22 protein-coding genes are annotated in these 26,010 nt (G+C 67.7%); 11 read left to right on the plus strand and 11 right to left on the minus strand.

The annotated features are described in order from the left end of the window. Positions 1-73: 73 nt before the first annotated feature. Entirely contained in the window at positions 74-484 is a 411-nt protein-coding gene (locus tag KY501_RS27975; RefSeq protein ID WP_224366521.1) for a nuclear transport factor 2 family protein, read from the plus strand. Between the two features lie 106 nt (positions 485-590). Here the strand turns inward: KY501_RS27975 and KY501_RS27980 are convergent, their stop codons facing one another. From KY501_RS27980 to KY501_RS27995, 4 genes are all read right to left on the minus strand, one after another. Then, complete coding sequence (locus KY501_RS27980) at positions 591-1,643, minus strand: hypothetical protein (RefSeq protein ID WP_224366522.1); 1,053 nt, start codon at positions 1,641-1,643, stop codon at positions 591-593. A gap of 8 nt (positions 1,644-1,651) precedes the next feature. Then, positions 1,652-3,586: a hypothetical protein gene (locus KY501_RS27985; RefSeq protein ID WP_224366523.1), complete on the minus strand. Its 1,935-nt coding sequence runs from the start codon at positions 3,584-3,586 to the stop codon at positions 1,652-1,654. A gap of 41 nt (positions 3,587-3,627) precedes the next feature. Then, a complete protein-coding gene (locus KY501_RS27990) occupies positions 3,628-4,770 on the minus strand; it encodes a c-type cytochrome (RefSeq protein WP_224366524.1) in 1,143 nt (380 codons plus the stop codon). Between the two features lie 280 nt (positions 4,771-5,050). Beyond that, the gene (locus tag KY501_RS27995) at positions 5,051-6,361 is read right to left on the minus strand and encodes an isochorismate synthase (RefSeq protein WP_224366525.1); all 1,311 of its coding nucleotides are present in this window, start codon (positions 6,359-6,361) and stop codon (positions 5,051-5,053) included. A 128-nt stretch (positions 6,362-6,489) separates the two neighbouring features. On the opposite strand from KY501_RS27995, the gene aroF reads away from it, so the two are divergent. The 7 genes from aroF to KY501_RS28030 all read left to right on the plus strand — a co-directional run bounded on the left by aroF (position 6,490) and on the right by KY501_RS28030 (position 14,011). Next, positions 6,490-7,386: a 3-deoxy-7-phosphoheptulonate synthase gene (gene aroF, locus KY501_RS28000; RefSeq protein WP_224366526.1), complete on the plus strand. Its 897-nt coding sequence runs from the start codon at positions 6,490-6,492 to the stop codon at positions 7,384-7,386. Between the two features lie 57 nt (positions 7,387-7,443). After that, positions 7,444-8,043 (plus strand): shikimate kinase, encoded by a 600-nt coding sequence (locus tag KY501_RS28005; protein ID WP_224366527.1) that lies wholly within the window; start codon positions 7,444-7,446, stop codon positions 8,041-8,043. After that, positions 8,040-9,284, plus strand: a complete 1,245-nt coding sequence (locus KY501_RS28010) for a shikimate dehydrogenase (protein WP_224366528.1) — start codon at positions 8,040-8,042, stop codon at positions 9,282-9,284. Before KY501_RS28005 ends, KY501_RS28010 begins: the two co-directional genes overlap by 4 nt. Continuing rightward, positions 9,281-10,300 carry a chorismate synthase gene (gene aroC / locus KY501_RS28015; RefSeq protein WP_224366529.1) on the plus strand — a complete coding sequence of 340 codons (1,020 nt, stop codon included), beginning with the start codon at positions 9,281-9,283 and terminating at the stop codon, positions 10,298-10,300. The genes KY501_RS28010 and aroC overlap by 4 nt, the downstream gene beginning before the upstream one ends. Continuing rightward, positions 10,297-11,367 (plus strand): 3-dehydroquinate synthase, encoded by a 1,071-nt coding sequence (locus KY501_RS28020; protein WP_224366530.1) that lies wholly within the window; start codon positions 10,297-10,299, stop codon positions 11,365-11,367. Before aroC ends, KY501_RS28020 begins: the two co-directional genes overlap by 4 nt. Further along, positions 11,364-12,626, plus strand: a complete 1,263-nt coding sequence (locus tag KY501_RS28025; RefSeq protein ID WP_224366531.1) for a 3-phosphoshikimate 1-carboxyvinyltransferase — start codon at positions 11,364-11,366, stop codon at positions 12,624-12,626. The genes KY501_RS28020 and KY501_RS28025 overlap by 4 nt, the downstream gene beginning before the upstream one ends. Before the next feature lie 83 nt (positions 12,627-12,709). Continuing rightward, complete coding sequence (locus KY501_RS28030) at positions 12,710-14,011, plus strand: citrate synthase (protein ID WP_224366532.1); 1,302 nt, start codon at positions 12,710-12,712, stop codon at positions 14,009-14,011. An 87-nt stretch (positions 14,012-14,098) separates the two neighbouring features. Here the strand turns inward: KY501_RS28030 and KY501_RS28035 are convergent, their stop codons facing one another. Beyond that, complete coding sequence (locus KY501_RS28035; RefSeq protein WP_309243001.1) at positions 14,099-15,964, minus strand: AMP-dependent synthetase/ligase; 1,866 nt, start codon at positions 15,962-15,964, stop codon at positions 14,099-14,101. A 67-nt stretch (positions 15,965-16,031) separates the two neighbouring features. Here KY501_RS28035 and KY501_RS28040 point away from each other — a divergent pair, with 67 nt between their 5' ends. The 3 genes from KY501_RS28040 (at position 16,032) to pyk (ending at position 18,768) form a co-directional block, all read left to right on the plus strand. Beyond that, positions 16,032-16,391 carry a hypothetical protein gene (locus tag KY501_RS28040; RefSeq protein WP_224366533.1) on the plus strand — a complete coding sequence of 120 codons (360 nt, stop codon included), beginning with the start codon at positions 16,032-16,034 and terminating at the stop codon, positions 16,389-16,391. A 113-nt stretch (positions 16,392-16,504) separates the two neighbouring features. Then, the gene (locus KY501_RS28045; RefSeq protein ID WP_224366534.1) at positions 16,505-17,218 is read left to right on the plus strand and encodes a bifunctional nuclease family protein; all 714 of its coding nucleotides are present in this window, start codon (positions 16,505-16,507) and stop codon (positions 17,216-17,218) included. Positions 17,219-17,364: 146 nt separating this feature from the next. Beyond that, positions 17,365-18,768 carry a pyruvate kinase gene (pyk, locus tag KY501_RS28050; RefSeq protein ID WP_224366535.1) on the plus strand — a complete coding sequence of 468 codons (1,404 nt, stop codon included), beginning with the start codon at positions 17,365-17,367 and terminating at the stop codon, positions 18,766-18,768. A 39-nt stretch (positions 18,769-18,807) separates the two neighbouring features. Here pyk and KY501_RS28055 read toward each other — a convergent pair whose 3' ends face one another. The 6 genes from KY501_RS28055 to lepA are packed head-to-tail and all read right to left on the minus strand — an operon-like array spanning position 18,808 to position 25,897. Beyond that, complete coding sequence (locus KY501_RS28055; RefSeq protein WP_224366536.1) at positions 18,808-19,476, minus strand: DUF7986 domain-containing protein; 669 nt, start codon at positions 19,474-19,476, stop codon at positions 18,808-18,810. Between the two features lie 14 nt (positions 19,477-19,490). Then, positions 19,491-20,603, minus strand: coding sequence for a glutamine-hydrolyzing carbamoyl-phosphate synthase small subunit (carA, locus tag KY501_RS28060; protein ID WP_224366537.1), 1,113 nt, complete (start codon positions 20,601-20,603; stop codon positions 19,491-19,493). After that, the gene (locus KY501_RS28065; RefSeq protein ID WP_224366538.1) at positions 20,603-21,904 is read right to left on the minus strand and encodes a dihydroorotase; all 1,302 of its coding nucleotides are present in this window, start codon (positions 21,902-21,904) and stop codon (positions 20,603-20,605) included. Before KY501_RS28065 ends, carA begins: the two co-directional genes overlap by 1 nt. After that, positions 21,901-22,791 (minus strand): aspartate carbamoyltransferase catalytic subunit, encoded by an 891-nt coding sequence (locus KY501_RS28070; RefSeq protein WP_224366539.1) that lies wholly within the window; start codon positions 22,789-22,791, stop codon positions 21,901-21,903. The genes KY501_RS28065 and KY501_RS28070 overlap by 4 nt, the downstream gene beginning before the upstream one ends. Positions 22,792-22,849: 58 nt before the next feature. Further along, on the minus strand, positions 22,850-24,085 hold the full coding sequence (gene lepB / locus KY501_RS28075) for a signal peptidase I (protein ID WP_224366540.1): 1,236 nt from the start codon (positions 24,083-24,085) through the stop codon (positions 22,850-22,852). After that, a complete protein-coding gene (gene lepA / locus KY501_RS28080) occupies positions 24,086-25,897 on the minus strand; it encodes a translation elongation factor 4 (protein ID WP_224366541.1) in 1,812 nt (603 codons plus the stop codon). It abuts the gene before it with no gap. Positions 25,898-26,010: the final 113 nt, after the last annotated feature.

A 26,010-nucleotide genomic window follows, 5' to 3' on the forward strand; every position in this document is an offset into this window, starting at 1 on the left:
TCACGTTTTTACTTCCTTCATAGAGGGGGGCTTCATCTATCGTACCCGCCTCCCTTTTCACCCGGAGGATGACATGGAGCAGGCAGCTGCAGAGGCGAACCGGATCGTCGACGAGCACTTCAAGGCCGAGGGGTCCATGAACATCGACGCCATCATGGCGACCTACACGGATGACATCGAATTCGATGTGGGCGGGATGCCGGAGACGTTGCGTGGCAAGCAGGCCGCGGCCGGCTTCTACAAGCAGCTCTTCTCGGATCTGCTGACGGACAAGGTGACGCCGCTGCGCCGCCTGGTCTCGCCGACCTTCGTGATCGATGACGCCATCTACGAGTGTCGCGCGGTGGGTCGGCCGTTTGGCATCGAGGGCAAGGGCCGGCCGGTGAAGTTCCGCTTGATGCACATCTTCGAGATTCGCGACGGCCGCATCTCGCGCGAGAACGCCTGGCTGGACGTGGGCGCCATCCAGCAGCAGCTCGCCTAGCGTTCGTCGGAAATCTCCGGGGCCTGGCTCACTCCCAGGCCCCGCGTCGCGGCGAGCCACTGTGCCCTGGAGCATCCTGGCTCCAGAGCACGGGCCACGGCCGGAACTACTGCGGCAGGCAGAGATACGGCGGCGTCGGCCCCGCGGGACCGTTCGGCTCATCCGCGCGCCAGAGCTGGGTCGACGAGTAGTTGATGACGGTCGGCGTCGGCGGAGCATCGATGGGAGGGAAGAACCAGGGGTGGCCAGTCACCGGATCCGCCGGAGCCGTGTCCTTGAACTCGTAGTGGATCACGGGAGGAGGAGTCCCACTGGCCGCCAGCAGGACCACGGTGATGCCCAGGGGGCTGGTCGCCGCATCGGTCACGATGTAGCCGCGCGTGGAGCGCAGGTTCGCGGGCGGAGTTCCCGGAGGAGCCCAGTCGATGTGCAGCACCCGTCCGGCGGAGGCCTCGACCGTCGTGTCACCCGCGGGTCCACGCAGCAGCGGCGAACCGGGCTGGAAGAGCCAGAAGACAGCCACGTTCGCGAACCGGCCCGGATTGAGCAGATCCGTCACGAGAGTCGGCGTCCCATCCACCACGGACAGGTGCTTGGCCACCGCCTCGAGAATACCAACGGTGCTCAGGCTGGCCGCCTCCTGCACGGCGCAGATGCTGTTGTGCGTGAAGACCGGGCGCAGCGTCACGGTCGGCACGTAGCCGCCCGACGGAATGGCCGGCAGCGGAGGGCCAAAGGGCGGCGGGTTCAGCGTGCCCGTCGGCAGCGCGGTGATGAAGTACGGCGCGTACGTCCGGCTGGCGACAGACGGAAGCGTCCACAAGCCCCCGTCGTCCGCCTGGACGGGATCCGCCGCGGGAGCGCCCGTGGTGGGATCGAACGGAAGAACGGTGGCTCCCTTCAACGACGAGCGCAGGAAGAGCGGGCTGTTGTCGAGGATGAAGGGCGGGATGCCGCAGTTGCCGCAGTTGGCCACGTTCATGAACCAGGCCTCGGGGTCCCACGCGAACCCGGAGACGCGCGAGGTCCTCGGCTGGTACTGGGTGACCTTGGGAACCGGGATGAAGGGGGACTCCGGCGGACCCGCGTTGTCTGAGGTGCAGCCGGCTCCCAGCAGGAGCCCTCCCAGCAGGGCTGCTTTGCGAAAGGTTCGGTTCATGGCGGCGCTTACAACCCTTCGGTGGAGGGAAGGATGTGGGACTTCGGAGGAGTGTTCACGTGGCAGGCCTGCGCGCAGTTACCGAAACGGTTGGGCTCGCCAGTGCTGGAGAACTTCGCCTGGAAGAACTGGTTGTCATGCGCCGAGGGGTGGCACGAGGCGCACAGGGTGATGCTCGGCCGCAGCGTGCTCCGCTTCGTCAGGTGGCACATGGTGCAGTCGCTCTTGTTCGCCGGGTAGCGCGACGACGTCATGTGGATCTTGTGAATGAACTCCTGCGGGCGGTTGTACAAGTCGTTGTTGAACATGTGGCACACCTTGCAGCTCTCCACGTGATCCACCGAGAGGCCGTGGCGCAGGTTGTCCAGCGACAGCACGCCTCGGTGGCAGATCTGGCAGTTGCCCACGTCGCCCGGGTAGGAGGTGCGCTCGGACTGCCCCACCTGGAAGAAGAAGGCGTTGAGCTTGGAGGTGCGCTCACCCATGAAGTAGCGGTTGTTCTTCACCAGGGCCACGTAGGTGCCGGCCTTGGCGTCCTTGGGCAGCGTCTTCGAGATGCGCGTGGGCCACTTCATGGTGTTCATGCCCGTGGGCAGGTGCACCGTGGCCGGCTCATCCGCCAGCGCGTAGAAGAAGTCCGGACCGAAGTACTGCGCCGGAGCGGTCGGATCGCTGCGCACCCGCATGTCCTGGAGCGGGCCGGCGATCTGCACCGCGGGCACCATGTCGTAGTCCATCACCGTGTCCAGCAGGGGGATGAGCGCGTAGAGCAAGCCGTTGGCGTTGTTGCTCGACACCTCGGCACCGCTGGGCAACGTGTCCGCCGGGTGGAGGCGGTTGCCCTCGCCGTCGCGCACGTCCACGAACAGATCCAGCAGCTCACCCGGCTGGTAGTAGTCCAGGCCGTTGACGGGGGCCGCCATGGTCAGGCGCGGCGCCAGACCGAAGCCACACGGCTTGGCGTTGCCCGAGTCATCGGTGCACGTGGCCGGCACGTCCTGCGGGTTGACGTAGGTGACTGGGAAGTAGAACGGGGAGTCCTTCATCTGGCTCCACGTGATCTTGATGGTGCCGTCACCGCGCAGATCGCCCACCTTGAACGTCTTGAAGGGGTTGGTGCTACCAATGGCGTCCATGCGCACCATGGTGCGGAACAGCGGCGGCTCCGGCGGCCAGCCGGGCACCTGCGGAATCGGGCGCGCCACCTGATCGCCAGGGGCCACCGGCGGCATCACCTTCTCCATGCGCCACATGATGCGCGAGTGGCCCGCGGACCAGGAGTCCGCGAGGAACTCGGAGCGCGCGTACGTCACCGGCTCGCCACGCACCACACCATCGAAGTCGAGGATCTCGATGGTGAAGGAGTCATCCGTGGCGGTGCGCCAGTTGGCGTTGTCAAACAGCACCTGGCGCGCCCAGGAGTCGTGGGTGGCGCCAGGGACCGCCGGGAGGAACTTCCACTCGTCCGACACCTGGCTGAGGTTGCTCCAGTCCAGCTTCTTGAAGACCGACTCGTTCTTCATCCACGAGATCGCGGCGGACAGATCGCCGGGCGTCGTGTGCTTGTCGACGACCGTGTCCGTGACGGTGAACTGGTTGAGGAAGTACGTCGTGTTCGCCTGGATCTGGATCCGGCCGGTGGGATCCACCAGCGTCTTGGTGGGCTCATCCAGGGGCGAGGCCAGCGACGGGCACTTGTCCGGATAGGGGAAGAAGGTGGCGGAGTTCTTCGCCGCCATCTGCCCGTTGGGCAGGATGGCGCAGCCGTTGAACATCTGGAGGCTGAGGCGAATGGCTCCCGAGGCCGCCGACTGGTAGGGGTCGAACACCTTGGCCCCTCGTCCGCCGGTGCTCTCTGAGTCAGACACCTTGAGCAAATCGCACCCCAACATCGGTACCAGGAGTGCGCACACTGCGGCTTGGAACAGAATGGATCGCTTCATGGATGGTGGGTGACTCGGAGGTTCCGGGAAAGGACCATGCCTCAGGGAATGTTGGCGGCCTGCTGCTGCACCCACGAGGCCAGGGAGACGGCCTGCGGCTCATCGAGCAGCTGCTCATAGGTGGGCATCTGGGTCCCCGGGAGGATCTTCTCCGGGTTGCGGATCCACTTGGCCACCTCCTCGCTGGACTTGCCGCGAGACTGCTTCAGCATGGCCCGGTACTTCGCGCCCTCACCGTGGCACAGCGCGCAGCCCAGCTGGACGAAGAGCACCTCGGGCTTCTCGCTCTGGGGCGCGGCCTTCACGCGCGGCGCCGCGTCATCCGGCAGGGTCGCGTCGGACTTGGGAACGCTCTGCAGGTACTTGTAGAGGGCCTCCGCGTCCACGTCGTCCAGGCCGCGCACCCGGATCATCGGAGCGCGCAGCGCGAAGCCGTCGCGGGTGATGCCATCGCGCAGCGCGCGGCCGAACTCCGGCAGCGTGTACGCGCCCAGCGCCTTCTCGTGGAAGGTGATGTTGGTGGAGTAGATGCCACCCTGCGGTGTGTCGAAGAACTTGAAGCCGCCCTTGAAGGCGTCCGGCCCGCGGGCCTTGTCGCCGTCGTGGCCCGGCGTGTGGCACTCGGAGCACACGTACACATCGTTGGCCAGGTAGGAGCCGTACTCCACCGTGGGGCCCTTGGGGGGCGCCTGGATGCCCGAGGCCGGCCAGTTCGGGACGGGCGCCAGGCCCATGCCCAGGGCGAACTTGCCCAGCGGCGTGGTCTGCGGGGTCGGCTGTGGCCGCTCGTCCGGGGTGAAGAGCGGGTCATTCGACCGGATGAAGCCGATCACGGCCGACAGATCCTCGTCGGACATCTTGAAGGGGGGCATGACGACCAGGCGACGGCCATCGCGGGCGACGCCGAAGCGGACCGCGCGCGCGATCTTCTCGTCCGGGACGTCCTTGATGCCCGCGGTCGGGTGACCCGTCAGGTTGGCCGAGGTGATGTTGCCGAAGGGCTTGGGCAGGTCCGGCATGGTGCCGCCCGCCGCGTGGTTGCTGCTGTCCTGGACGTGGCAGTCGTAGCAGATGTTCTTGAAGATGTGCTCGCCACGAGCAATCGCCTGGGGATCGGTCGCCGCATGAATCGGAGGAAGCGGCGTGTCATCCACCAAAGTCGAGAGCTTGGAGCTGGCCTTCAAGAACAAGCCGCCTGCCGCTGCTACGACAAGAACGACGAGCCCAATCAGGATTTTTTTCAGCACTGTTCGTGTCCTTGAGCCGTGAGAGTGGGAGGAGGGGGTCGCACACCCGTCCCCTATGTTCCTCAGGTAACAAAGCCGATTACATTACCGAATGCGAGCGAGTCAAGTAAGGCCCCCCCTACCCAGACTCCGCCGCAGGGCCTCCGCCCAAGGGCAACGGGAGAGCAACAGCACGGTGCGCCCGCATGCCCGCCTCCCCCGATCCGCACCACCCGCGTTAGCGCTTTGCACTCGAGCCCGAGAGGGCCTGAAGCATGGCCAGGCTCTTGATTTCCGTCTCGCGCCACTCGGACTCGGGGCTCGACCCCTGAACGATCCCCGCTCCCACGAAGAGCCGGGCGTGGGAGCCCCGGACCAGCGCCGAGCGCAAGGCCACCGCCATATGGGCTCCGGCTGGCCCTACCCAACCCACCGGCCCCGCGTACCAACCCCGATCCAGTGCCTCGGCCTGGCGCAGGAACCCCAGCGCCGCCTCTCGGGGGACGCCCCCTACCGCAGGGGTCGGGTGCAGCGCCTGGACCACATGGGCCGGGCTCACCGAGTTGCGCAGCTCGGCGCGGATGCCGGTCCGCAGGTGCACCACATTCTTCAGCGGCAGAAGCGACGGGGAGGAGTCAGCGGAGACCCGGACCGCCAGGGGCCTGAGGGCCGAGAGGATGTAGTCCACCACGGCCTCGTGCTCGCGGCGGTCCTTGTCACTGCCGCCCAGCCCCTCGGCCAGCGTCGGCGCCGCGGAACCCGCCAGGGCCTCCGTCTCCAGCGTCCGCCGGTCCACTCGGCACAACGTCTCGGGCGTGGCGCCCAGGAATGCCACGCCTCCCGGCGCGTGGAACATGAATGTGACACAGCGCGGATTCTGCTCGCGCAGGCGCGCCACCACGTCCACCCGGTTGAAGGGCCGAGAGCCCTCGGCCTCCACCGCCCGGGCCATGACCACCTTGCGCAGCCGCCCGGAGGCGATCTCTTCCAGCGCGCCGCCGACACGGGCCTCGAAGTCCTCGCGAGAGGCCGACAGCTCGAGCGAGACCGGCTCGCTCCGCGGATGGTAGTAGCGGGTCGGAAAGCTGTCGCACACCTGCTTCAGCCGGGCGCTCACCCCAGCCTCCTCCCCTCCCCCTCGCCACGGCGCCAGCACCATCACCGCGAGCTGCTTGCCCACGCGCCACACCAGCAGCTCGGGCAGCGTCCAGCGCGCCACGCCGTGCGCCTTCCACGGCTCACTGCTGGGGGAAGTCAGATCGAAGCGCATCCCGCCAAACCACGGGCCGGGGATCCACTCGGGGCTCTGCCCGATCCACCGCAGCTCCATGCTCGAGCCCAGCATCCCGAGGATGTGGATGGCCTCGGCCGCGTCGTGGGCTTGCAGCACGGACAGCTCGCCCCACCCCGCCACCGCTTCCTGCGTCTGAGAACGCTCCCAATAGAACGAGGGCTCGCCCAGCACCGCGGCGCCCGCCAGCGGATCGGCCGCATCCAGCAGGGCCATTTCCGCCACCCAGCGCTCGGCCTGATCAGCGTGGAGCTTCATTATCGGCACGTTCTCCGTGAATGCCGCAAACCTTGCGTTGACCTCGGTGTCTCTCGTAATACTCGATTTCTTACAAATGTGTATACGCAGTGGACTTGTATCAGCGAGCTTTTCTCCGTGGAGGCCATGTGGGCGGAAGGGGGACTGATCAGGGCGTTCAGGGTGCCTCCAAGACGGGGCCGAATCGCGCGCGGAGAGAGGTGCGCCCCGAGGGCACGCGTATCACCGTGGGCCGGGTGGAGATCGGCGGCCCCGGCTTCGTGGTGATGGCGGGCCCTTGTGCCGTCGAGGACGCGGAGCAGACGGAGCAGTCGGCAGCGGCGGTGGCGGCGGCAGGAGCCCATGTGCTGCGCGGCGGCGCCTTCAAGCCCCGCACCAGTCCGTATGCGTTCCAAGGGCTGGGTGAACCCGGGCTGCATTTGCTGGCCGAGGCGGGCCGGCGCCACGGGCTGCCGCTGATCAGCGAGGTGATGGATACGGCCCAGATCCCGCTGCTGATGGAGTACTCGGACATCCTCCAGGTGGGCGCGCGGAACATGCAGAACTTCAGCCTGCTGCGCGCGCTGGGCAAGGTGCGCAAGCCGGTGCTGGTCAAGCGCGGGCTGGCCGCCACCATCGAGGAGTGGTTGCTGGCGGCGGAGTACGTGCTGGACGGCGGCAACGAGCAGGTCCTCTTGTGCGAGCGCGGCATTCGCACCTTCGAGACCGCGATGCGTAACACATTGGATCTGGCGGCGGTGACGTATGTGAAGCAGCGCTCGCACCTGCCCGTCATCGTGGATCCCTCGCACGCGACGGGGCATCCGGGGCTGGTGGTGCCCATGTCCCTGGCGGCGGCGGCAGCGGGCGCGGACGGGCTGCTGGTAGAGGTACACCCGTGGCCCGAGCGAGCGCTGTGTGACGGCGCCCAGGCGCTCACGCCCGAGCGCTTCCAGGACTTGATGAATCGGCTCCCCGCCGTGCTGGGCGCCGTGGACCGCTTCCTCTGGAAGGATTCGCCCGTCCCAGCTGTGGGAACGCGATGAGCACCAACTTGCGACAATGGGTAGCCCATCCGACGACGCTTGGGACATCCTACGCCCATGTCGGAACAGTCCGCTGATGCGCGGCGCCTCATCCTCGTAGAAGTCCTCGACAACCTCGATCCGCGCCTGCGCCACCAGTTGCACGCGGCGCTCACCCAGGAGGCGCCGGGCACGCTCCCCGCGCCTGGGCAGACCGTCGTGATCGCGGGACACCGCGCCGCGGGAAAGACCCGGGTGCTCCCCCTGCTCTCGCGGCTGCTCGGACGAGAAGGGATAGACCTCGACAAGAGCCTGGAGAAGTCCTCGGGGCGCTCGCTGCGCACCTGGGTGGCCGAGGATCCGAAAGCGTTCCGAGCCGCCGAGCGCCAGGCCCTCCTGGGAATCGCTCCTGGGAGCCTGGTGTCCGTGGGCGGAGGGTTTCTGTCCCACCACCCGGACGCCCTGGAAGGCATGTTCACCCTCGTCGTGCCGATCTCCTTCGAGACGTACCGGGAGCGCCTGCTGGCCGACAGCTCCCGTCCCCGGCTGAGGCCCGGCGTCTCCTTGGATGAGGAGATCGCTTCAGTGTTCCATGAGCGCGAGGCCCTGCACGCCCGTGTCCCCTCCATTCCTCTTGTGGACTTCCTCCGCGGTTTCTGGCGTGAGGAAGGTTCATGAGTTCCGCCCTTCGAGTGGTGACGCTGCCTCCCACGCTCTCCGGAGCCGAAGCGGTGCGCTTTGCTCAAGAGATCCGCCACCGGGGCGCCAACGTCCTCGAGATCCGGACGGATCTGCACGCGCCCACGGCCGTGGACATCCCGGCACTGGCCCGGGAGCTGCCGCTGCTCGTCTCCGAGCGGGGACAGCCTCTTCCCCCGCTCTGGGTCGAAGCCTCCACCTACGTGGACCGGGATGTGACCGTGTCCGTCGATGCGCCTCCGACGAAGCTGGTGGCCTCGCACCACGCCGAGCGCCCGCTCTCCACTGCGGAGGCCCTCGCGCTCTGGAACCAGGATCTGCCCAGGAACGCCTTCGTCAAGCATGTCGAGCCGCTCGGCTCCCTGGCGCGGATCCCGGAGCTGTTGGAGACCCAGGCCCGGCTGATCGAGCGCTTCGGCGCCGGCCGGGTGACGGTGCTCGGAATGGGGCCGGTGGCGCTCCCGGTGCGCGCCGTGCTCGCCCAGCGCAATGCCCTCGACTACCTGGCGGCCGGAGGCAACTGGAACTCGGCTCCCGGACAGCGGCTCCTGGATGATGCGGTCCGCGAGGCTCGCGCCGCGGGAACAGCCACGAGCCTGCGCCGAGGCATCCTGGGGACCTCGATCGTCCACTCGCGATCGCCCCGCATCCACAGGCAGCCCTTCGATCGCATCGACATCCCCGAGGAGGGTCCCGTCGAGGAGCTGGTCGACGCGCTGATCCCCCACTACGCCGGCTTCGCCGTCACCAGCCCCTTCAAGCTGCGCCTGGCCAGGCACACCCGCTCTCCGCTGGAGGCCATCAACACGCTCGTGCGCCGGGGCACCCGCTGGGAGTCCTTCAACACCGACGTTGAGGGGGCACGCGCTGTCCTGAAGCGGCTCGGGGTGCGAGAGGCGTTCGTGCTCGGGGATGGAGGCTCCACCGCGGCCCTGCGCTCCGTGGCGGGAGACGTAGGATGCCAGCTGCGCATCCTCAAACGCGCGGACATCCGTGAGCCGCTTTCGGGCGCTGGCGTGTGGACCTGGCCGGACCGGATCCCCGCCCCCGAGGAACTGCGTTTCGACGGGGCCCGCGTAGCGGTGATTGCTTATGGAGCCCCCGGCCGGCGCGTGGCCAAGGAGATCTCGCGCCGAGGAGGCACACCCGTCATGCTGGGGGCTGCGTGGTTCATCGCGCAGGCCCGACGCCAGCGCGAACTCTGGGAGACTGCGACATGAATACTCTGGGAATCCTCTTCCGCCTCACCACCTTCGGTGAGAGCCACGGCGTCGCGCTGGGCTCGATCATCGATGGCTGTCCCGCCGGCGTTCCGCTGACCCGGGATCAGATCCAGGCCGCGCTGGACCGCCGCCGTCCGGGACAGTCCTCCATCACCACCGCCCGCGCCGAGCCGGATCAGGTGGAGATTCTCTCGGGAGTCTTCGAGGACAAGACGCTGGGCACGCCGATCGCAGCCATCGTGCGCAACACGAACCAGCGCTCGGGGGACTACGACAAGCTGAAGACGGTGGACCGCCCGGGCCACGCGGACGCCGTGTGGCGCGAGCGCTACAAGCACCGCGATCACCGGGGCGGCGGCCGCACGAGCGGGCGCGAGACGCTCTGCCGCGTCATCGGCGGCGCGGTGGCCGAGGCCTTCCTGGCGCGCGATCTGCCTCGGGTGAGCACGGTGGCCTGGGTGTCGCAGGTGGGAGACCTCGTCGCCGCGGTGCCGGAGCCCGGTATCACGCGGGCGCAGGTCGACGCGCACGCCACACGCTGCGCGGATCCGGTGGTGCGCGAGGAGATGTCCAAGCGCATCCTGGCGGCCAAGGAGGCCGGAGACAGCCTGGGCGGCTCCATCGACATCCGCGTCGAGGGTCTGCCCGTGGGGCTCGGTGAGCCCATCTTCGGCAAGCTCAAGGCGCTCATCGCGCAAGCGCTCGGGAGCGTGGGCGCGGTGACAGGCGTCGTGTGGGGCCCGCCGGATCTGCTGGCTCGCATCGAGCAGCCCGGCAGCGTCTTCCACTCGCAGAAGGAGATGTACGGCGGCATCCAGGGAGGCCTGGCCAACGGCGAGCCGATGCAGTTGCGCGCCTTCTTCAAGCCTCCCGCCACGCTCGCGGAGCACGCCAAGGGCGGCCGTCATGATCCGTGCATCATGCCGCGCGCGGTGCCGGTGCTCGAGGCGATGGTCTCCATGGTGATCGCCGATCTCGTCCTGCAGATGAACGCCTTCCACCACACCGCATGAGCTTCCTTCCTCCCGGCGCGTACAAGCCCGCAGTCGATCACTGGGGTTCCTTCCAGAAGCTGTCGAAGCGCCTGCCCGAGGGCAGCCTGGCCGTCGTAGACAAGACGGTGGTCGGGTTCCACCCGGGCCTCATCCCCGCTCTCGAAGCGCGCAACCCCCGCGCCATCGTCCAGATCACCGGCGGCGAGCGGGCGAAGAACTTCGCCTCCCTGGAGAAGGTGCTCTCCGAGAGCCTGTCCCTGCCCCGCTCCGGCACGCTGGTGGTGGTGGGCGGAGGCACCCTCGGAGACGTAGCCACGGTGGCCGCGCACCTGCTCAAGCGGGGCGTGCGGCTGGTGCAGGTCCCCACCACCCTGCTGGCGGCGGTGGACAGCAGCCTCGGCGGCAAGGGAGCGGTGGATCTCACCCTGCGCGGGCGCGTGGTGAAGAACCCGGTGGGTGTCTTCCACTACGCGGACGAGTCGTGGATCTGCCCGGAGCTGTTCACCTCGCTCTCCGAGGATCAGCACCGCGAGGGCGCCATCGAGGCCTGGAAGATGGTGGTCTGCCTCGACGGTCCCCTCTTCCGCCGCTACATGCGCAAGGCGCCCGCTCTGGACAAGCTGGTGAAGGACGCGCGCCGGCTCAAGGAGAGCGTCTGCTCGCAGGATCCTTATGAGCAGACAGGCCTGCGCCGGGTGCTCAACTTCGGTCACAGCTTCGGCCACGTGCTGGAGAGCCTGTCCCGATTCAAGCTGTCCCACGGAGATGCCGTGGGCCTGGGCATGCTCTGCGCGCTGGATGTCGGCCGCGCCATGGGCGTGACGCCCGAGAAGGTGGCCACCCAGGTCGAAGAGGCGCTGAAGCAAGGCCCCGGCGTGCTCGGCCGGGACCGAATCGCCTCACTCATCCGCCGCACGCCGCTGGGCGATGTGGTGGAGCTGCTCGCCGCCGACAAGAAGGCCGGCAAGTCCGGCGAGCTGCGCATGATCCTCCTCACCGCCATCGGTAGCTTCGAGATCCTGGACGTCTCCGAAGCCACCTGGCGCAACCTCTGGCCCGCCTGGAAGCAGGGAATCCGCCCATGAGCCAGCTGCACGTCGACCCCTCCCACCTCAAGCCCGCGAGCCTCACTCCCCCGGTGTCCAAGTCGGACGCGCAGCGGGCGCTGGTGCTCGCGCACCACACGGGCCACTGGCCCCTCGCCGCGCTCCAGTCCGAGCCCGAGTCCGATCTGCCCGCCGACGTCCGCGTCCTCAAACGAGGCGTGGACGCCCTGCGCCTGCCCGCCGGCCCCGTCCGGGACGTGGACTGCGCGGACGGCGGCGCCCCGTTCCGCATCCTCGTCACCCAGTCCGCGGTGACTCCGGGTGTCCACGTGCGCCTCACCGGCACGCCGCGCCTGGGCGAGCGTCCCCATGGCCCGCTCTTCAAGTCGCTCCAGGAGGCCCTGGGGCCCGCGGGCCTGAAGCTGACCGAGGGCAAGCCCTGGCCCGTGGAGATCCAGGCCCCCACCCGCACCGCCGATCCCGTGTTCCGGGTCCCCGGCGACCAGAGCAGCCAGTACGCCTCCAGCCTGCTGCTGGGCTGCGCGGCCCTGTTCCTGCGTGAACACCGCCCCTGGAGCGTGGAGATCCAGGGCACGCTCACGAGCGCCGGCTACCTGGAGCTCACCGTCTCCTGGCTGCGCCGCTTCGGCTTCACCGTGGAGGAGACCGGCTCGCGCTTTACCGTCACGGCCCACCAGGCCTCCAAGAGCGCTCCGCCGATGCCGGGAGACTGGTCCTCGCTGGGCTACCTGCTCCTCATCGCCTGGCGCACGGGCGGCAGCGTGGAGCGCGCGGATCCCTCCAGCGCCCACCCGGACCAGGCCATCCTGTGCCTCGTCCAGCCCGCGGGCCTCACGCCCGTCCCAGGGCCGGACCTCACCATGCGCATGGAGGGCAAGGCCCGCGCCGGGCTGGTCGCCTCCGGCAAGGAGTGCCCGGACCTGCTGCCCACCCTCGCCGCGCTTGCCTGTGTGCTCCCGGGCCCCTCCACGCTCACGGATGTGGGCATCCTCCGCCTCAAGGAGAGCGATCGGCTGGAGGGCATCCGGACGCTCGTGGCCGCCTACGGAGGCACTACCACTCTGGACGGAGAGACGCTGACCCTCACCCCGCCCGCCGCCCCGCCTGCCCACTTCGCCATGGACAGCAAGGGCGACCACCGGCTCGCCATGGTGTCCGCCACCCTCGCCATCCTCTCTGGGGCGAAGCTGACACTCACCGGCCCCGAGTGCGTGGAGAAGAGTTTTCCGGGCTTCTGGCGGCAGGTGGAACGGGTGGGTGTACGCCTAACTGAATGATCCTTCAAGTCGCAGTGTCGGGGGCATGCCAGGGCCTATCTTTTTTGTTGAAAGCACTCTGTTCCCCGTGAAATCTCCTGCCCATGCCCAAGGACACGCTGACGATCACGGACAACCGGACCGGGAAGACGTACGAGGTCCCGATCGAGAATGGCTGTATTCGCACCCACGCGCTCAGGCAGATCAAGGCCAGTGACGAAGACTTCGGTCTGATGGGTTACGACCCAGCGTTCCTCAACACGGCCAATTGTCGCAGCGCCATCACGTACATCGACGGCGACAAGGGCATCCTCGAGTACCGCGGCTACCCCATCGAGCAGTTGGCCGAGAAGTCCTCGTTCCTCGAGGTGGCCTACCTGCTGCTCAACGGCGAGCTGCCCACCCCCAAGGAGCTCGAGCAGTTCATCCACCTCGTGACGCACCACACGTACGTGCACGAGAACATCAAGACCTTCATGGACGGGTTCCGCTACGACGCGCACCCCATGTCCATGCTGGCCTCCACGGTGGCGGCGCTCTCCGGCTTCTACCCGGACGCCAAGAACACCAAGGACGAGCAGAGCCGCCGCATCCAGATCACCCGGCTCATCGCCAAGCTGCCCACCATCGCGGCGTTCTCCTTCCGCCACAGCATGGGCCTGCCGTACATCTACCCGGACAATGATCTGTCCTACGTCGCCAACTTCCTGGCGATGATCCGCCGCATCGGCACGGCCACCTACAGGGTGCACCCCACGCTGGAGCGCGCCCTCGATCTGCTCTTCATCCTCCACGCCGACCACGAGCAGAACTGCTCCACCACGTCGGTGCGCACGGTGGGCTCGTCCGAGGTGGATCCGTACTCGGCGGTGAGCGCGGGCATCGGCGCCCTCTACGGCCCGCTGCACGGCGGCGCCAACGAGGCCGTGCTCCGCATGCTGCGCGAGATCGGCCACGTGTCGAAGATCCCCGACTTCATCAAGGCGGTGAAGAGCGGCGAGGGTGAGAAGAAGCTCATGGGCTTCGGCCACCGCGTCTACAAGTCGTACGATCCGCGCGCCAAGGTCATCAAGCGCGTGGCCGACGAGGTGTTCGAGATCACGGGCAAGAACCCGCTGCTGGACATCGCCCTGGAGCTGGAGCGCATCGCCCTGCAGGACGAGTACTTCGTCAAGCGCAAGCTCTACCCGAACGTCGACTTCTACTCGGGCCTCATCTACGAGGCCATGGGCTTCCCGGTGGAGATGTTCCCCGTCCTCTTCGCCATTCCGCGCACGGTGGGCTGGTGCGCGCAGTGGGAGGAGATGGTGAAGGATCCGGAGCAGAAGATCGCCCGTCCGCGCCAGATCTACACCGGCTCCAAGCGCCGCGAGTACGTCCCCATGGACAAGCGCGCCGCCAAGTAGTCCCGGCGCGCCACACCGTGGCCTGAGGCATTCGAGGGGCGAGGGACTTCAGTCCCCCGCCCCTTTTGCTTTCCCCTCCCCTCCCGCTCAGCCCGACTGGGCCTCGGCGGAGTGGGCGGCGCCCTCCGCGTACAGCGCGTCGATGACGGAGGCGTACTTCTTCTCCACCGCCGTGCGGCGGACCTTCAGCGTGGGCGTCATCTCCCCCTCATCGATGCTGAAGTCCCGCGGGAGGATGGAGATGCGCTTGATCGTCTCGAAGCGGGCCAGGAGCGGGTTGACGTCCCGCTCGATGGCCTGCTCCAGGTACTGGCGCAGACGGGGATCGCTGGCCAGGGCCTGGACATCCTCGGGCCAGCCCTTCTCCCGAGCCAGCTTCTTGGCCGCCTCCGCCTCCAGCGTCAGCAGCGCCACCAGGTAGTTGCGCCGATCGCCGATGACGACCGCCTGGCTGACCGGGGAGATGCCCTTGAGCAACGCCTCGATGGTGGCGGGCGCCGTCTTCTTGCCGCCGGAGGTGACGATGATCTCCTTCTTGCGGCCGGTGATGTGCGCGAAGCCCTCGCCGTCCAGCATGCCCACATCCCCCGTGTGCAACCAGCCATCCTCCAGCAGCTGCGCGGTGGCGGCGGCCTCGCGGTAGTAGCCTTGGCACACGTTGCCGCCCTTCACGAGGATCTCCCCATCCTCGGCGATGCGGACCTCCACCCCCACCATGGGCCGGCCAATGCTGCCCAGTTGGGTGGCCTCCACCGTGTTGAGCGTCCCCGGTCCAGTCAGCTCCGACATGCCCCACACCTCGCGGAGGATGAGATCCAGCGAGGCAAAGAAATCCAGCACGTCCTTCCCGATCGGCGCCGCGCCCACGGAGAAGTACTCCACCTTGTCGAAGCCGATGCGCTCATGGAGCGGCGCGAACACGAGCTTGCGGGCCAGCTGGTACTGCGCCTCCAACAGCACGGGCACCTTCTCGTGGCGCAGCGCCAGCGTGTGGTACTGCGTGGCCACCCCTCTCGCCCACGCCACCACCTTCTGGCGCAGCGCGGGCTGAGCGCGGAAGCCCTCCTCCGCCTTCGCCTTGAACTTCTCGTAAACCCGAGGCACGCCGAAGAAGAAGGTAGGCCGCACCTCCTTCAGGTTCTGCGGCACCGAGTCGAACGACTCGGCGAAGAACACCTGTCCCCCCAAGAGCAGCGGACCGTGGATCGACAGGACCTGCTCGGCGATGTGCGACAGCGGCAGATACGACAGCAGCCGCCGCTCCTCGCCAAAGTGCACGGCCTGGATCAGCTTCTCCGTCGTCCACACCAGGTTGTGGTGGCTGAGCATCACCCCCTTGGGATTCCCCGTAGTCCCCGAGGTGTAGATGAGTGTCGCCAACCCGTCCGTCCGCAGCGCATTGACGCGCTCCCAGTAGGGGCCCTCGTCCGCGCCAGTGCCCAATTCCAGCACGTCCACGTAGCGCAGCACGCCCTCGGGCAGCTTCTCGGGCGGATCCATGACGATGATGTGACGCAACCGGGGCAGCCGCTCCTGGAGCGCCATCACCCCGGAGAGGTACTTCTCGTTCTCCACAAGGACGAACTCCGCCTCGCAGTGCTCGAGGATGTACTGGATCTGCTCCCCGCTGCTGGTGGTGTAGATGCCCACCGGCGCGCCCCCCAGCGCCATGGCCGCCAGATCCGCCACCACCCACTCCTCGCGGTTGAAGCTCTGGATGGCGAACACGCCCTGGGCCTTGAAGCCCAGCTTGAGCAGCCCGAGCGCGAACCGGGTGACGCGCTGGGCGTACTCGCGCCAGGAGGTGGGAACGTACGTCTTGCCCCGCCGCCTCCAGAGCGCCGGCCGGTGCTCGTGCCGCGTGGCCTGCTCGTGGAGGACATGCACCATCGTCTTGGCCTGTTCCATAGGGTGGGTGAGGCTACAGAAACCCAGCGGCGGGAACCATGCCATCCAGGCCACCTGAAGCGTCTCGGGCGTTGACAGGTGACTGGGGGGCTATGTATTCCGCGCAGCGACCATGAGCATCGACTTCACCTGTCAGAAGTGCGAGGCGAGCTTCGAGTTGGACGCGCAGGATCTCATCGAGGGCACCGAGAAGCTGGTCTGCCCCCACTGCGACGCGAAGGCTCCCGCCAACCTCTCCGAGGACTTCGTCGCGGCGCTTACGGAGATGCGCGCTCAGATCGCCGTGATGAGCAAGAAGTTCTCCGTCAGCATGACGCTCGAGTCCGAGGACCTCGAGGACGAACTCGAGGAGGAGGACGACGACGAGGAGGACGACGAGTCCGAAGAGGACGATGACGATCTCGACGAGGACGAGGACGAGGACGTCGAGGACGACGAGGACTACGACGAGGACGAGGACGACGAGCGCTGAGCGCCGCGTCTGCCTGCCTGCCCTCCTGCCCGGGGGGCTGGCTAAGTGGCCGTCGAGCGGCCGGGCATATTCCCAGGCCTCGCCGTCTACGACCCGGTGCGTACGTTTGGTGAGTGAAAACACCGAACCGCGCCGGTCTCTTTCTTGCTCCCATCTCCGCCGTCGTGCTGGCGCTGGTGGGGTTGTTGTTCCTCCCCGCATTCTCGGCCCAGCCGGCGTTTGCTGCGCCTCGGCCCCTGGCTGCTGTCGGTCCTGAACCCTGCGTCACGGAGGAAGGCGGCGATCCCGCCGCGTGCAAGGAGCTCATCGAGCTCATCGTCCGGGACGTCGTCCCGCTGGAAGAGGCGCAGACGCACGCCGTCGTGCTGACCACGGCGGACGGCACGATCGTCCTGCCCGTCTTCGTGGACGAGGCGGCGGCCGTGGCCATCGCCTTCCGTCTGGCTCACATGGAGCCCCCGCAGCCGCTCGCCCAGGATCTGCTGGACGACGTGGTGGTGAAGCTGGGCGCCCACGTCACCGAGGTCCGCATCGACGACCTGCGAGGCGACATCTACACCGGCCGCGTGTTCCTCCAGCAGGGCAAGAAGCGCCTGGAGCTGGATGCTCGCCCCGCGGACTCCATCGCCATGGCGCTGGACGGCAACGCCCGCATCCGCGTCACGCGCAAGGTGCTGACGCAGGCCGGCATCAACCGCGATGACATCGACGCGCTGCACGGTAACGAGGGCCCGGGCGTGGGCGGCAGTGGTCCGGCCGAGACCGAGTCCGAGGCGGAGCCCGTCCCCATGGGCCACCCGACCCGGCACAAGGAGATCAGCCTCTAGCCGGCGCCATCCGAGCGGCTCGACACGTGAAAGCCCGGCCCCCCCTCCCAGGGTAGCCGGGCTTTCTTGTGCCGCGCGGGCAACACATTCGCCTCGGAGGATCGTGGCTGTCAAGGGACCCTCCCCCCGCCTAGGATGAGCCGCCCATGCACAAGGCGAAAATCATCTGCACGTTGGGCCCTGCTTCGGACACTTCGGAGGTCATCGAAGGGCTCATCCGGGCCGGCATGAACGTGGCGCGGCTCAACTTCTCCCACGGGACGCAAGAGGATCACCGCAGACGGGTGAACACGATTCGCAAGGTGTCCCGCAAGCTCGGGATTCCCGTCGCCGTCCTCCAGGACGTGCAGGGGCCGAAGATCCGCCTGGGCAACTTCGAGGGCGGCCAGCTCGTCGTGAAGACGGGGCAGACGGTCACGGTGACGACTCGCGCCGTCCTGGGCCAGGGGACGATCATCCCGACGCCCGTGCGCTCGCTGCCGAAGGATGTGAAGCGCGGGGATGCCATCCTGCTGGATGACGGGCGCGTGCGACTGCGGGTGCTGCGCGTATCAGGGCGGGATGTCACCGCGAAGGTGGAGGTGGGCGGGCTGCTGAAGGACCACAAGGGGCTCAACCTCCCGGGCGCGGCGATCTCGGTGCCCACCATCACGGAGAAGGACGCGGCGGACCTGGCGTTCGGCCAGGAGCTGGGCGTGGACTACGTGGCGCTCTCGTTCGTGCGCTCGGCGGCCGACATCAAGGAGGCGCGCGAGCACGTGGCCAAGCGCAACACGCCCCTCATCGCGAAGATCGAGAAGCCTCAGGCGGTGGAGAACCTGGAGGCCATCGCCTCCGTGGCGGACGGGGTGATGATCGCCCGCGGGGACCTGGGCGTGGAGATGCCCCTGGAGCAATTGCCGGGCATCCAGAAGCGAGCGGTGGCCGAGGTCAACCGCATGGGCGGCCTGGTCATCGTCGCCACGGAGATGCTGGAGAGCATGGTGGGCAACCCCCGCCCCACGCGTGCCGAGGTCTCGGACGTGGCCAACGCGATCCTGGACGGCGCGGATGCGGTAATGCTGTCGGGCGAGACGGCTGCGGGGCGCTACCCCATCGACGCGGCGGCCACCATGGCGCGCATCGTGGAGGAGACCGAGCGAGGGTCAGCCTCCAGCCTGCGGCCCTCGTTGCTGCTCGAGCGCAAGGAGGATTTGTCCACGGGCGTGGCGGCGGCGGCGGTGGCGGCGGCCGAGCAACTCGGCATCGACACCATCATCACCTACACCGAGCGAGGCCATACCGCGCGGCTCATCTCCGAGTTCCGCCCCCGGGCGCAGATCATCGGCCTGACGCCCAACCCGGAGATGGTGAACCGGATGGCGCTCTACTGGGGCGTGAAGGGACTGCAGGTGGGGCGGCTGCAGAGCACGGATGCGATGCTCAAGCAGGTGCGCCGGCTGTGCCGCGAAGAGGGCCTCTGCAAGGTGGGACAGCCCGTGATCATCGTCGCCGGGGTGCCGCTGAACGAGCCCGGGCGGACGAACATGATGTCGATCCACCGCATCTGACCGAGGGCCACGGGAGCTGTTCCCGTGGCCACCGCTGCATCACAACGTCTTATTCTGGAAGTCGTAGAGCTTCTCGACGGCGATCTGCCGGTAGCGCTCGACCTTGAGCGCCCGCATCGCGCAGTCCCAGACCAGCTCCTTGGCGGGGCGGTCCGGCTCCTTCTTCTTGCGCCGCTTCACCTCGGCCTTGATGGCCTTCACCGCCACCTTCGGGTGGTAGCAGAAGGCCGCCGAGAACAGCAGGTGCCCTCCGAAGGGAATCAGCCGCGCCTCGATGACGTCCCCGGACTCCAGGCCGGCGATGGTGCGCCGCTCGGTGACGTCGAAGTCCTTGCCAGAGAACAGCTCGCGCAGGCGGATGACGCCCTTGCCCAGCTTGCGGACCTCGAACAGCCCGTGCACCGTCTCCGTGAAGCTGCGGAAGGCGTTGGCCTCCTCGGGGGGCGCGGACTGCAGCCGCTGCTCGTAGAGCTCGGTGGCCGGCGTCTTCCCGGTGAACGGCGAGACGCGATCGTAGAGGTAGTAGTCCAGGAAGGACGCCATGCGGAGCTCGAAGATCTTGTCGTCCTCGAACACCTCGCCGGTGAGGCGGAAGTACTCCGCCTTGGCCTCGAGGAGGTCCGCCTTGCGCGGCTCCTGGCTCCCGAAGGCGATGAGCTGGTCCAGGTACGGCTGATACGACAGCGGTGAGGCGGAAGGAGCGTCCATGGGGCGCGGAGATCCTACTCTGCCATCAGCCGGGCGAAACGCTTGAAGAGATAGCGCGCGTCGTGAGGGCCGGGAGAAGACTCTGGGTGGTACTGGACGCTGAAGGCCCGAGCGTCGGGAATGGACAACCCCTCCACCGTGCCATCATTCAGGTTGATGTGGGTGACCACGGCCCGGCCCTTGAGGCTGGCATCGTCCACGGCGAAGCCGTGGTTCTGCGCGGTGATCTCCACCTTCCCGGTTGTCAGATCCTTCACGGGTTGGTTGGCGCCGCGGTGGCCGAACTTCATCTTGTACGTGCGGCCACCCAGCGCGAGCGCGAGGATCTGGTGCCCCAGGCAGATGCCGAAGATGGGCACCTTGCCGAGCAGCGAGGCCACCGTCTTGTCCGCGCCCTTCACGGCGGCCGGATCGCCCGGGCCGTTGGCGAGGAAGACGCCGTGCGGCTTGCGCGCGAGCACCTCGTCAGCGGACGTGTTGGCGGGGACCACGGTGACGCGCATGCCCTCGTCCACGAGGAACTGGAGCATGGAGCGCTTGAGGCCGTAGTCGTAGGCCACCACGTCGAAGCGCATCTGCGGCGCGGGCTTCGTGCCACCGAACACGTCCGGGGACGGAGTGGTGAAGGCGTAGGCTTGCTTCGTGGAGACGCCGGTGGCCAGGTCCAGGCCCTCCATGCCGTGCGCGTTCTTGGCGCGCTCGACGAGGGCCGCGGTGGAGTGGTTCTCGCTGGAGATGACGCCCATCTGCGCGCCGTGCGTGCGCAGGTGGCGCACGAGCCGCCGGGTGTCGAGCCCCTCGATGCCGCCCACGTTGTGGCGCTTCAGGTACGCATCCAGCGACTCCTTGGAGCGCCAGTTGGAGGGTTGCGGGGTGTAGGAGCGCACCACCATGCCCACCGCGTGCGGGTGGACGGACTCCTCGTCCTCGGGGTTCGCACCGATGTTCCCCATCTCGGGGTACGCCATGGTGACGATCTGCCCCACGTACGAGGGATCCGTGAGGATCTCCTGGTAGCCGAACATCGACGTGTTGAAGACGACTTCGCCGACCATCTCACCCGTGGCGCCAAAGGAGCGCCCCTCGAAGATGGTGCCATCCGCCAGCGCGAGCACTGCCCGCTTCATCACCGGGCCTCCTTGATCTGACCGTCCGAGAAAACGAGCCTTCCGCCCACCCAGGTCTGGGTGACGCGCCCCTTGAGCAATCGTCCGTTGAAGGGGGTATTCCGACTCTTGGAGAAGAACCGCTCCGCGTCCACCGCCCACTCCGTCTCCGGGTCGACGAGCACGACGTCCGCCGGAGCCCCAGCCGCCAGGTGGCCGCCCGGCAGGCCGAATGCTCTGGCCGGGCCATCCGTGAGCAACTCCACGGCCTTGCTCGGGCTGAGCACGCCGTCGTGGACCAGGGCCAACGTCAAGCCGAGCGCCGTCTCCAGGCCGACCACGCCGTTGATGCCCTTCTCGAACTCCACCTGCTTGTCGAGCACCCCGTGCGGGGCGTGGTCCGTGGCGATGGCGTCAATCGTGCCGTCGGCCAGGGCCTCGCGAAGAGCTTCCACGTCGCGGCGCAGGCGCAGCGGTGGGTTCATCTTGGCGTGGGTGTCGTACTGGGCCACCGCCGTGTCATCGATCGTGAAGTGGTGCGGCGTGGCCTCTGCGGTGACGCGCAGGCCGCGCTTCTTGGCCTCGCGGACCAGACGCACGCTGCCCTCGCAGGAGAGGTGCGCGATGTGCAGGCGCCCTCCCGTCTCCTCGAGCAGGACGATGTCCCGCGCCACCATCGCGACCTCAGCGGAGGGAGGAATGGGCAGCAACCCGAGCCGCGTGGCCGTGGGGCCCTCCGTCATCGCGCCCTTGCCCGAGAGCGTGAGGTCCTCCTCGTGGACCATGACGGGGATGTCGAAGAGCGTGGCGTACTGGAGCGAGCGCCGCATGAGGGCGGCATTCATGACGGGGCGCCCGTCGTCGGTGATGCAGACGCAGCCGGCGGAGACCAGCTCGCCCATCTCGGCGAGCTCCTCGCCCTTGAGGCCCTTGGTGATGGCTCCCGCGGGGTAGACGTGGCAGAGCCCAGCGCTGCGAGCGCGGGAAAGCACCAACTCCGTCACCAGCGCGCTGTCATTGACGATCTTGGTGTTGGGCATGGCCACCACCCCAGTGAAGCCTCCCGCCACGGCGGCGCGGCACCCGGTGAGGATGGTCTCCTTCCCCTCCTCGCCCGGCTCGCGCAGGTGCACATGCAGATCGATGAAGCCCGGCAACACCCAGCGGCCCTGAGCCTCCACCACCTGCGCACCGGAAACCTGGAGCGGGGCCTCGGAGACCTGGGCCACCTTCCCGTCCCGGACGAGCACATCGCGCACACCGTCGACGCCGTTGCGCGGATCGATGACCCGGCCACGGCGGAAGAGCACCAGGCCGCTCACGAGCACACCTCCAGGATGGCCCGGCGCACGGCGACCCCGTTGGCCACCTGCTCCAGGATGACGCTGCGAGCCCCGTCCGCCACCGCGGGCGCCAGCTCCACACCGCGATTGATGGGGCCCGGGTGCATGATCAGCGCCCCAGGCTTCATCCGGTCAGAGCGGGCCGGGTTGAGCCCGAAGAGCCGGGCGAACTCGCGCGTGGAGGGAAAGAAAGACTCCGTCTGACGCTCGACCTGGAGCCGCAGACACATCACCGCGTCCGCGTGAGGCAGTGCCTCGTCCAGCTTCGTCGTCACCTCCGCGCCCATGTCCTTCAAGCCCACGGGCAGCAGCGTGGGCGGGCCACACACGACCACGCGGGCCCCGAGCGCCGTGAGGCACAGGATGTTCGAGCGCGCCACGCGGCTGTGGAGGATGTCCCCGACGATGAGCACGGTGCGGCCATCCAGCGGGCCCCAGTGCCGGCGCAGCGTGAAGGCATCCAGCAAGGCCTGCGAAGGGTGCTCGTGGGTGCCATCCCCGGCGTTGATGACGGCGCAGCGCACGTGGCGCGCGGCCAGGTGCGGAGCACCCGAGGAGCGGTGGCGGATGACGAGCGCCACGGGACCAGTGGCCTCGATGTTCCGCACGGTGTCCAGGAGCGTCTCTCCCTTGGACACCGAGGATCCCTGAGCCGTCCAGTTGAGCACCTGGGCGCCGAGTGACTTGGCGGCGATCTCGAAGGAAGTACGGGTGCGGGTGGAGTCCTCGAAGAAGAGGTTGGCCACCACCTTGCCCTGAAGAATGGAGGAGCTGGCCGAGCCGCCCGGTAGATGGGCCTCAGCCCGATCGAGCAGCGTCTCGATCTCCTCCCGCCGCCAGCCGTCGATTCCGAGCAGGTGTCGCATAGAGCCGGGGCTGCGCCCTAGCAGTGCCGACGCGGAGGGTCAAGCATCAGCGGCTTTCTCACCGAACAGGCTCGAAGAACCGGTCGAGTCGCAGGCCGGTTCCGTCGAAGAGGCCACTCAACACGCCTCCGTAACCCAGGGACAACCACACCACCATGGCCTTGCCCTTGATGTTGCCGTAGGGGACGTAGGCCGGCGGGTGACCCTGGCCGACGAAGCCGACGCGACTGTCGGAGCTGTTGTCGCGGTTGTCGCCCATGACGAAGACGTGACCCTCGGGGACGATGAACGGGCCCTCGTTGCGCGGGGTGACGGGGCGCGGACTCTGGAGCACCGCGTGGTTCACGCCGTCCAGGGTCTCCCGGTAGTAGACCACCTCGTCATCGGCCCACTGCCCTCCCTCCAGGTTGTGGACGATGAAGTCCTTGGACACGAGGTCGCGGCGCTGCGGCACACCGTTGACGTAGACCTGCTCGTTGACGAGCTCGATGCGGTCGCCGGGGATGCCGACGATGCGCTTGATGAAGTCCTTGTCCGTCTCGATGGGGTTGTTGAAGACGATCACGTCCCCGCGAGCCGGCGCCCGGACGATCTGGAACGGGACCTTGTTCATGAACGGGATGCGCACCCCGTAGATGAACTTGTTGACGAAGACCTGGTCACCGATCTCCAGCGTGGGGAGCATGGAGCCCGAGGGGATGCGGTACGGCTCGATGAAGATGGTGCGGATGAGCAGCGCGATGAGCAGCGCCTTCACGAAGCCGGACACCGTCTCCCAGCCGGACTGCTTGCGGTAGGCACCCAGCAGCTCCTCGTGGAGCTTGTCGAGTGCTTTGACTTCCTTCTCCAGCCGGGGCACGTCCGCGGCCAGGGAGGCGTCCTCCACCCGCATGGCCTGCTCAGCGATGCGCTCGGTGGTGCCATCCAGGAGCTTGCCGGGCACGCGCGCGAAGATGCGCTCGGCCTCGTGGAACAGCTCGCGCGCCTCGTGGCGACACTTGCGCAGCGCCTGCTCGCGCTTGGAGGACAGGCGCCAGCCGAGCAGCGCTACCCAGTAGAAGAACATGGCCGCGCCGAAGAACTGCATGGCGGGCTTGGCCCAGCTGGCGGCGGCCGGAGAGCTCTCGATGACGAACAGGTACGGGATGAACATGATCCCGACGAGCGTCAGCGGAGCCCAGAGGCTGGTGAGCAGTTGCCGCCAGGCCAGCAGCCGCCGGGCCCGGAGCTGCTCCGGGGTGCGGCGGGCGGTGATCGCCTCTCCCAGCTTGATCGGCGTGGACGCGGCGGTCATCTACTCCTCCGTCTTCAGCACCGCCAGGAAGGCCTCCTGGGGGATCTCCACCGTGCCCACCTGCTTCATGCGCTTCTTGCCCTCCTTCTGCTTCTCCAGGAGCTTGCGCTTGCGGCTGATATCACCGCCGTAGCACTTGGCGAGCACGTTCTTGCGCATGGCGGAGATCGTCTCACGGGCGATGATCTTCGCGCCGATGGCCGCCTGGATGGCCACCTCGTACATCTGCTTGGGGATGACTTCCTTGAGCTTCTGGCACACCTCGCGGCCGCGGATGTATGCGCGCTCGCGGTGGACGATCACGCTGAGCGCGTCCACGGGATCGCCATTGATGAGGATGTCCAGCCGGGCCAGATCGGCCTCGACGTAGCCTGCCAGCTCATAGTCGAGGCTGGCGTAGCCGCGCGACACGCTCTTGAGCTTGTCGAAGAAGTCGAACACCACCTCGGCCAAGGGCATCTCGTACGTCACCTGCACGCGCTGGCCACTGGAGCCCAGATACTTCATGTCCTTCTGGACGCCGCGCCGATCCTGACAGAGCTTGAGGATGGCCCCCAGGTGCTCGTTGGGCACGTGGATGTGGCAGGTGAGCATGGGCTCTTCGAACTTCTCGATGTTCTGCACCGGCGGCAGCTTGGCCGGGTTGTCGATGAGGAGCGTCTCACCCTTGCTGGTGGTGATGCGGTACACCACCGAGGGCGCGGTGGTGATGAGATTCAGGTTGTACTCGCGCTCGAGGCGCTCCTGGACGATCTCCATGTGGAGCAGGCCCAGGTAGCCGCAGCGGAACCCGAAGCCCAGCGCCGTGGAGGACTCGGGCTCATAGGTGAAGGCCGAGTCGTTGAGCGTGAGCTTGGCCAGCGCGTCGCGCAGGTTCTCGTACTCCGCGGAGTCCACCGGGAAGATGCCGCTGAACACCATGGGCTTCACTTCCTTGAAGCCCGGGAAGGGAGCATCCGTGGGGCGCGCCTCCTCGGTGACGGTGTCACCGACCTTGGCGTCCTGCAGCTCCTTGACGTTGGCCACCAGCACGCCCACTTCACCGGCCATCAACTGGGGCACCGGCCGGGAGAAGGGGTTGAACACACCCAGCTCCTGCACCTCGAAGACCTTGTTGTTGCTCCACAGCTTGATCTTCTGCTTGAGCTTGAGCACGCCCTCCAGCACGCGCACCAGCGTCACGACGCCGCGGTAGTTGTCGTACCAGCTATCGAAGATGAGGGCCTTGAGGGGAGCGCTCGGCTCGCCCCTGGGCGAAGGGATGCGCTGCACCACCGCCTCGAGGATGTCCTCGATGCCGATGCCCTCCTTGGCGGAGGCAGGCACGGCCACCGAGGCGTCGATGCCGATCACGTCCTCGATCTCGGCCCGGGTGCGCGCCACGTCGGCGCTGGGCAGGTCGATCTTGTTGATGACCGGGATGATCTCGAGGTTGTGGTCCAGGGCCATGTAGACGTTGGCGAGCGTCTGGGCCTCGACGCCCTGGCTGGCGTCCACCACGAGGAGGCAGCCCTCGCACGCGGCCAGCGAGCGGGAGACTTCGTAGGCGAAGTCCACGTGTCCCGGGGTGTCGATGAGGTTGAGGACGTACTGCTTGCCGTCCTTGGCCGTGTAGTTCATCCGAACGGACTGGGCCTTGATGGTGATGCCCCGCTCCCGCTCGATGTCCATGTTGTCCAGGAACTGGGCCTGGGCCTCTCGCTTGCTCAGCGTCCCCGTCTTCTCGAGGAGACGGTCGGCCAGCGTCGACTTGCCATGGTCGATATGGGCGATGATGCAGAAGTTGCGGATGTGGGCGTTCTCGGCCGGCATGGATTCAGGGCTCTTCGGTGTGCGTCGAAGCGCGCGTCAGTAACACTGAACCCGTACAAAATCCATGCATCCGCGCGTCCGCTGACCAGACTTCCAGTCAGCGGAGTGCCTGT

The organism is Hyalangium versicolor (assembly GCF_020103695.1).
Lineage (GTDB): Bacteria > Myxococcota > Myxococcia > Myxococcales > Myxococcaceae > Hyalangium > Hyalangium versicolor.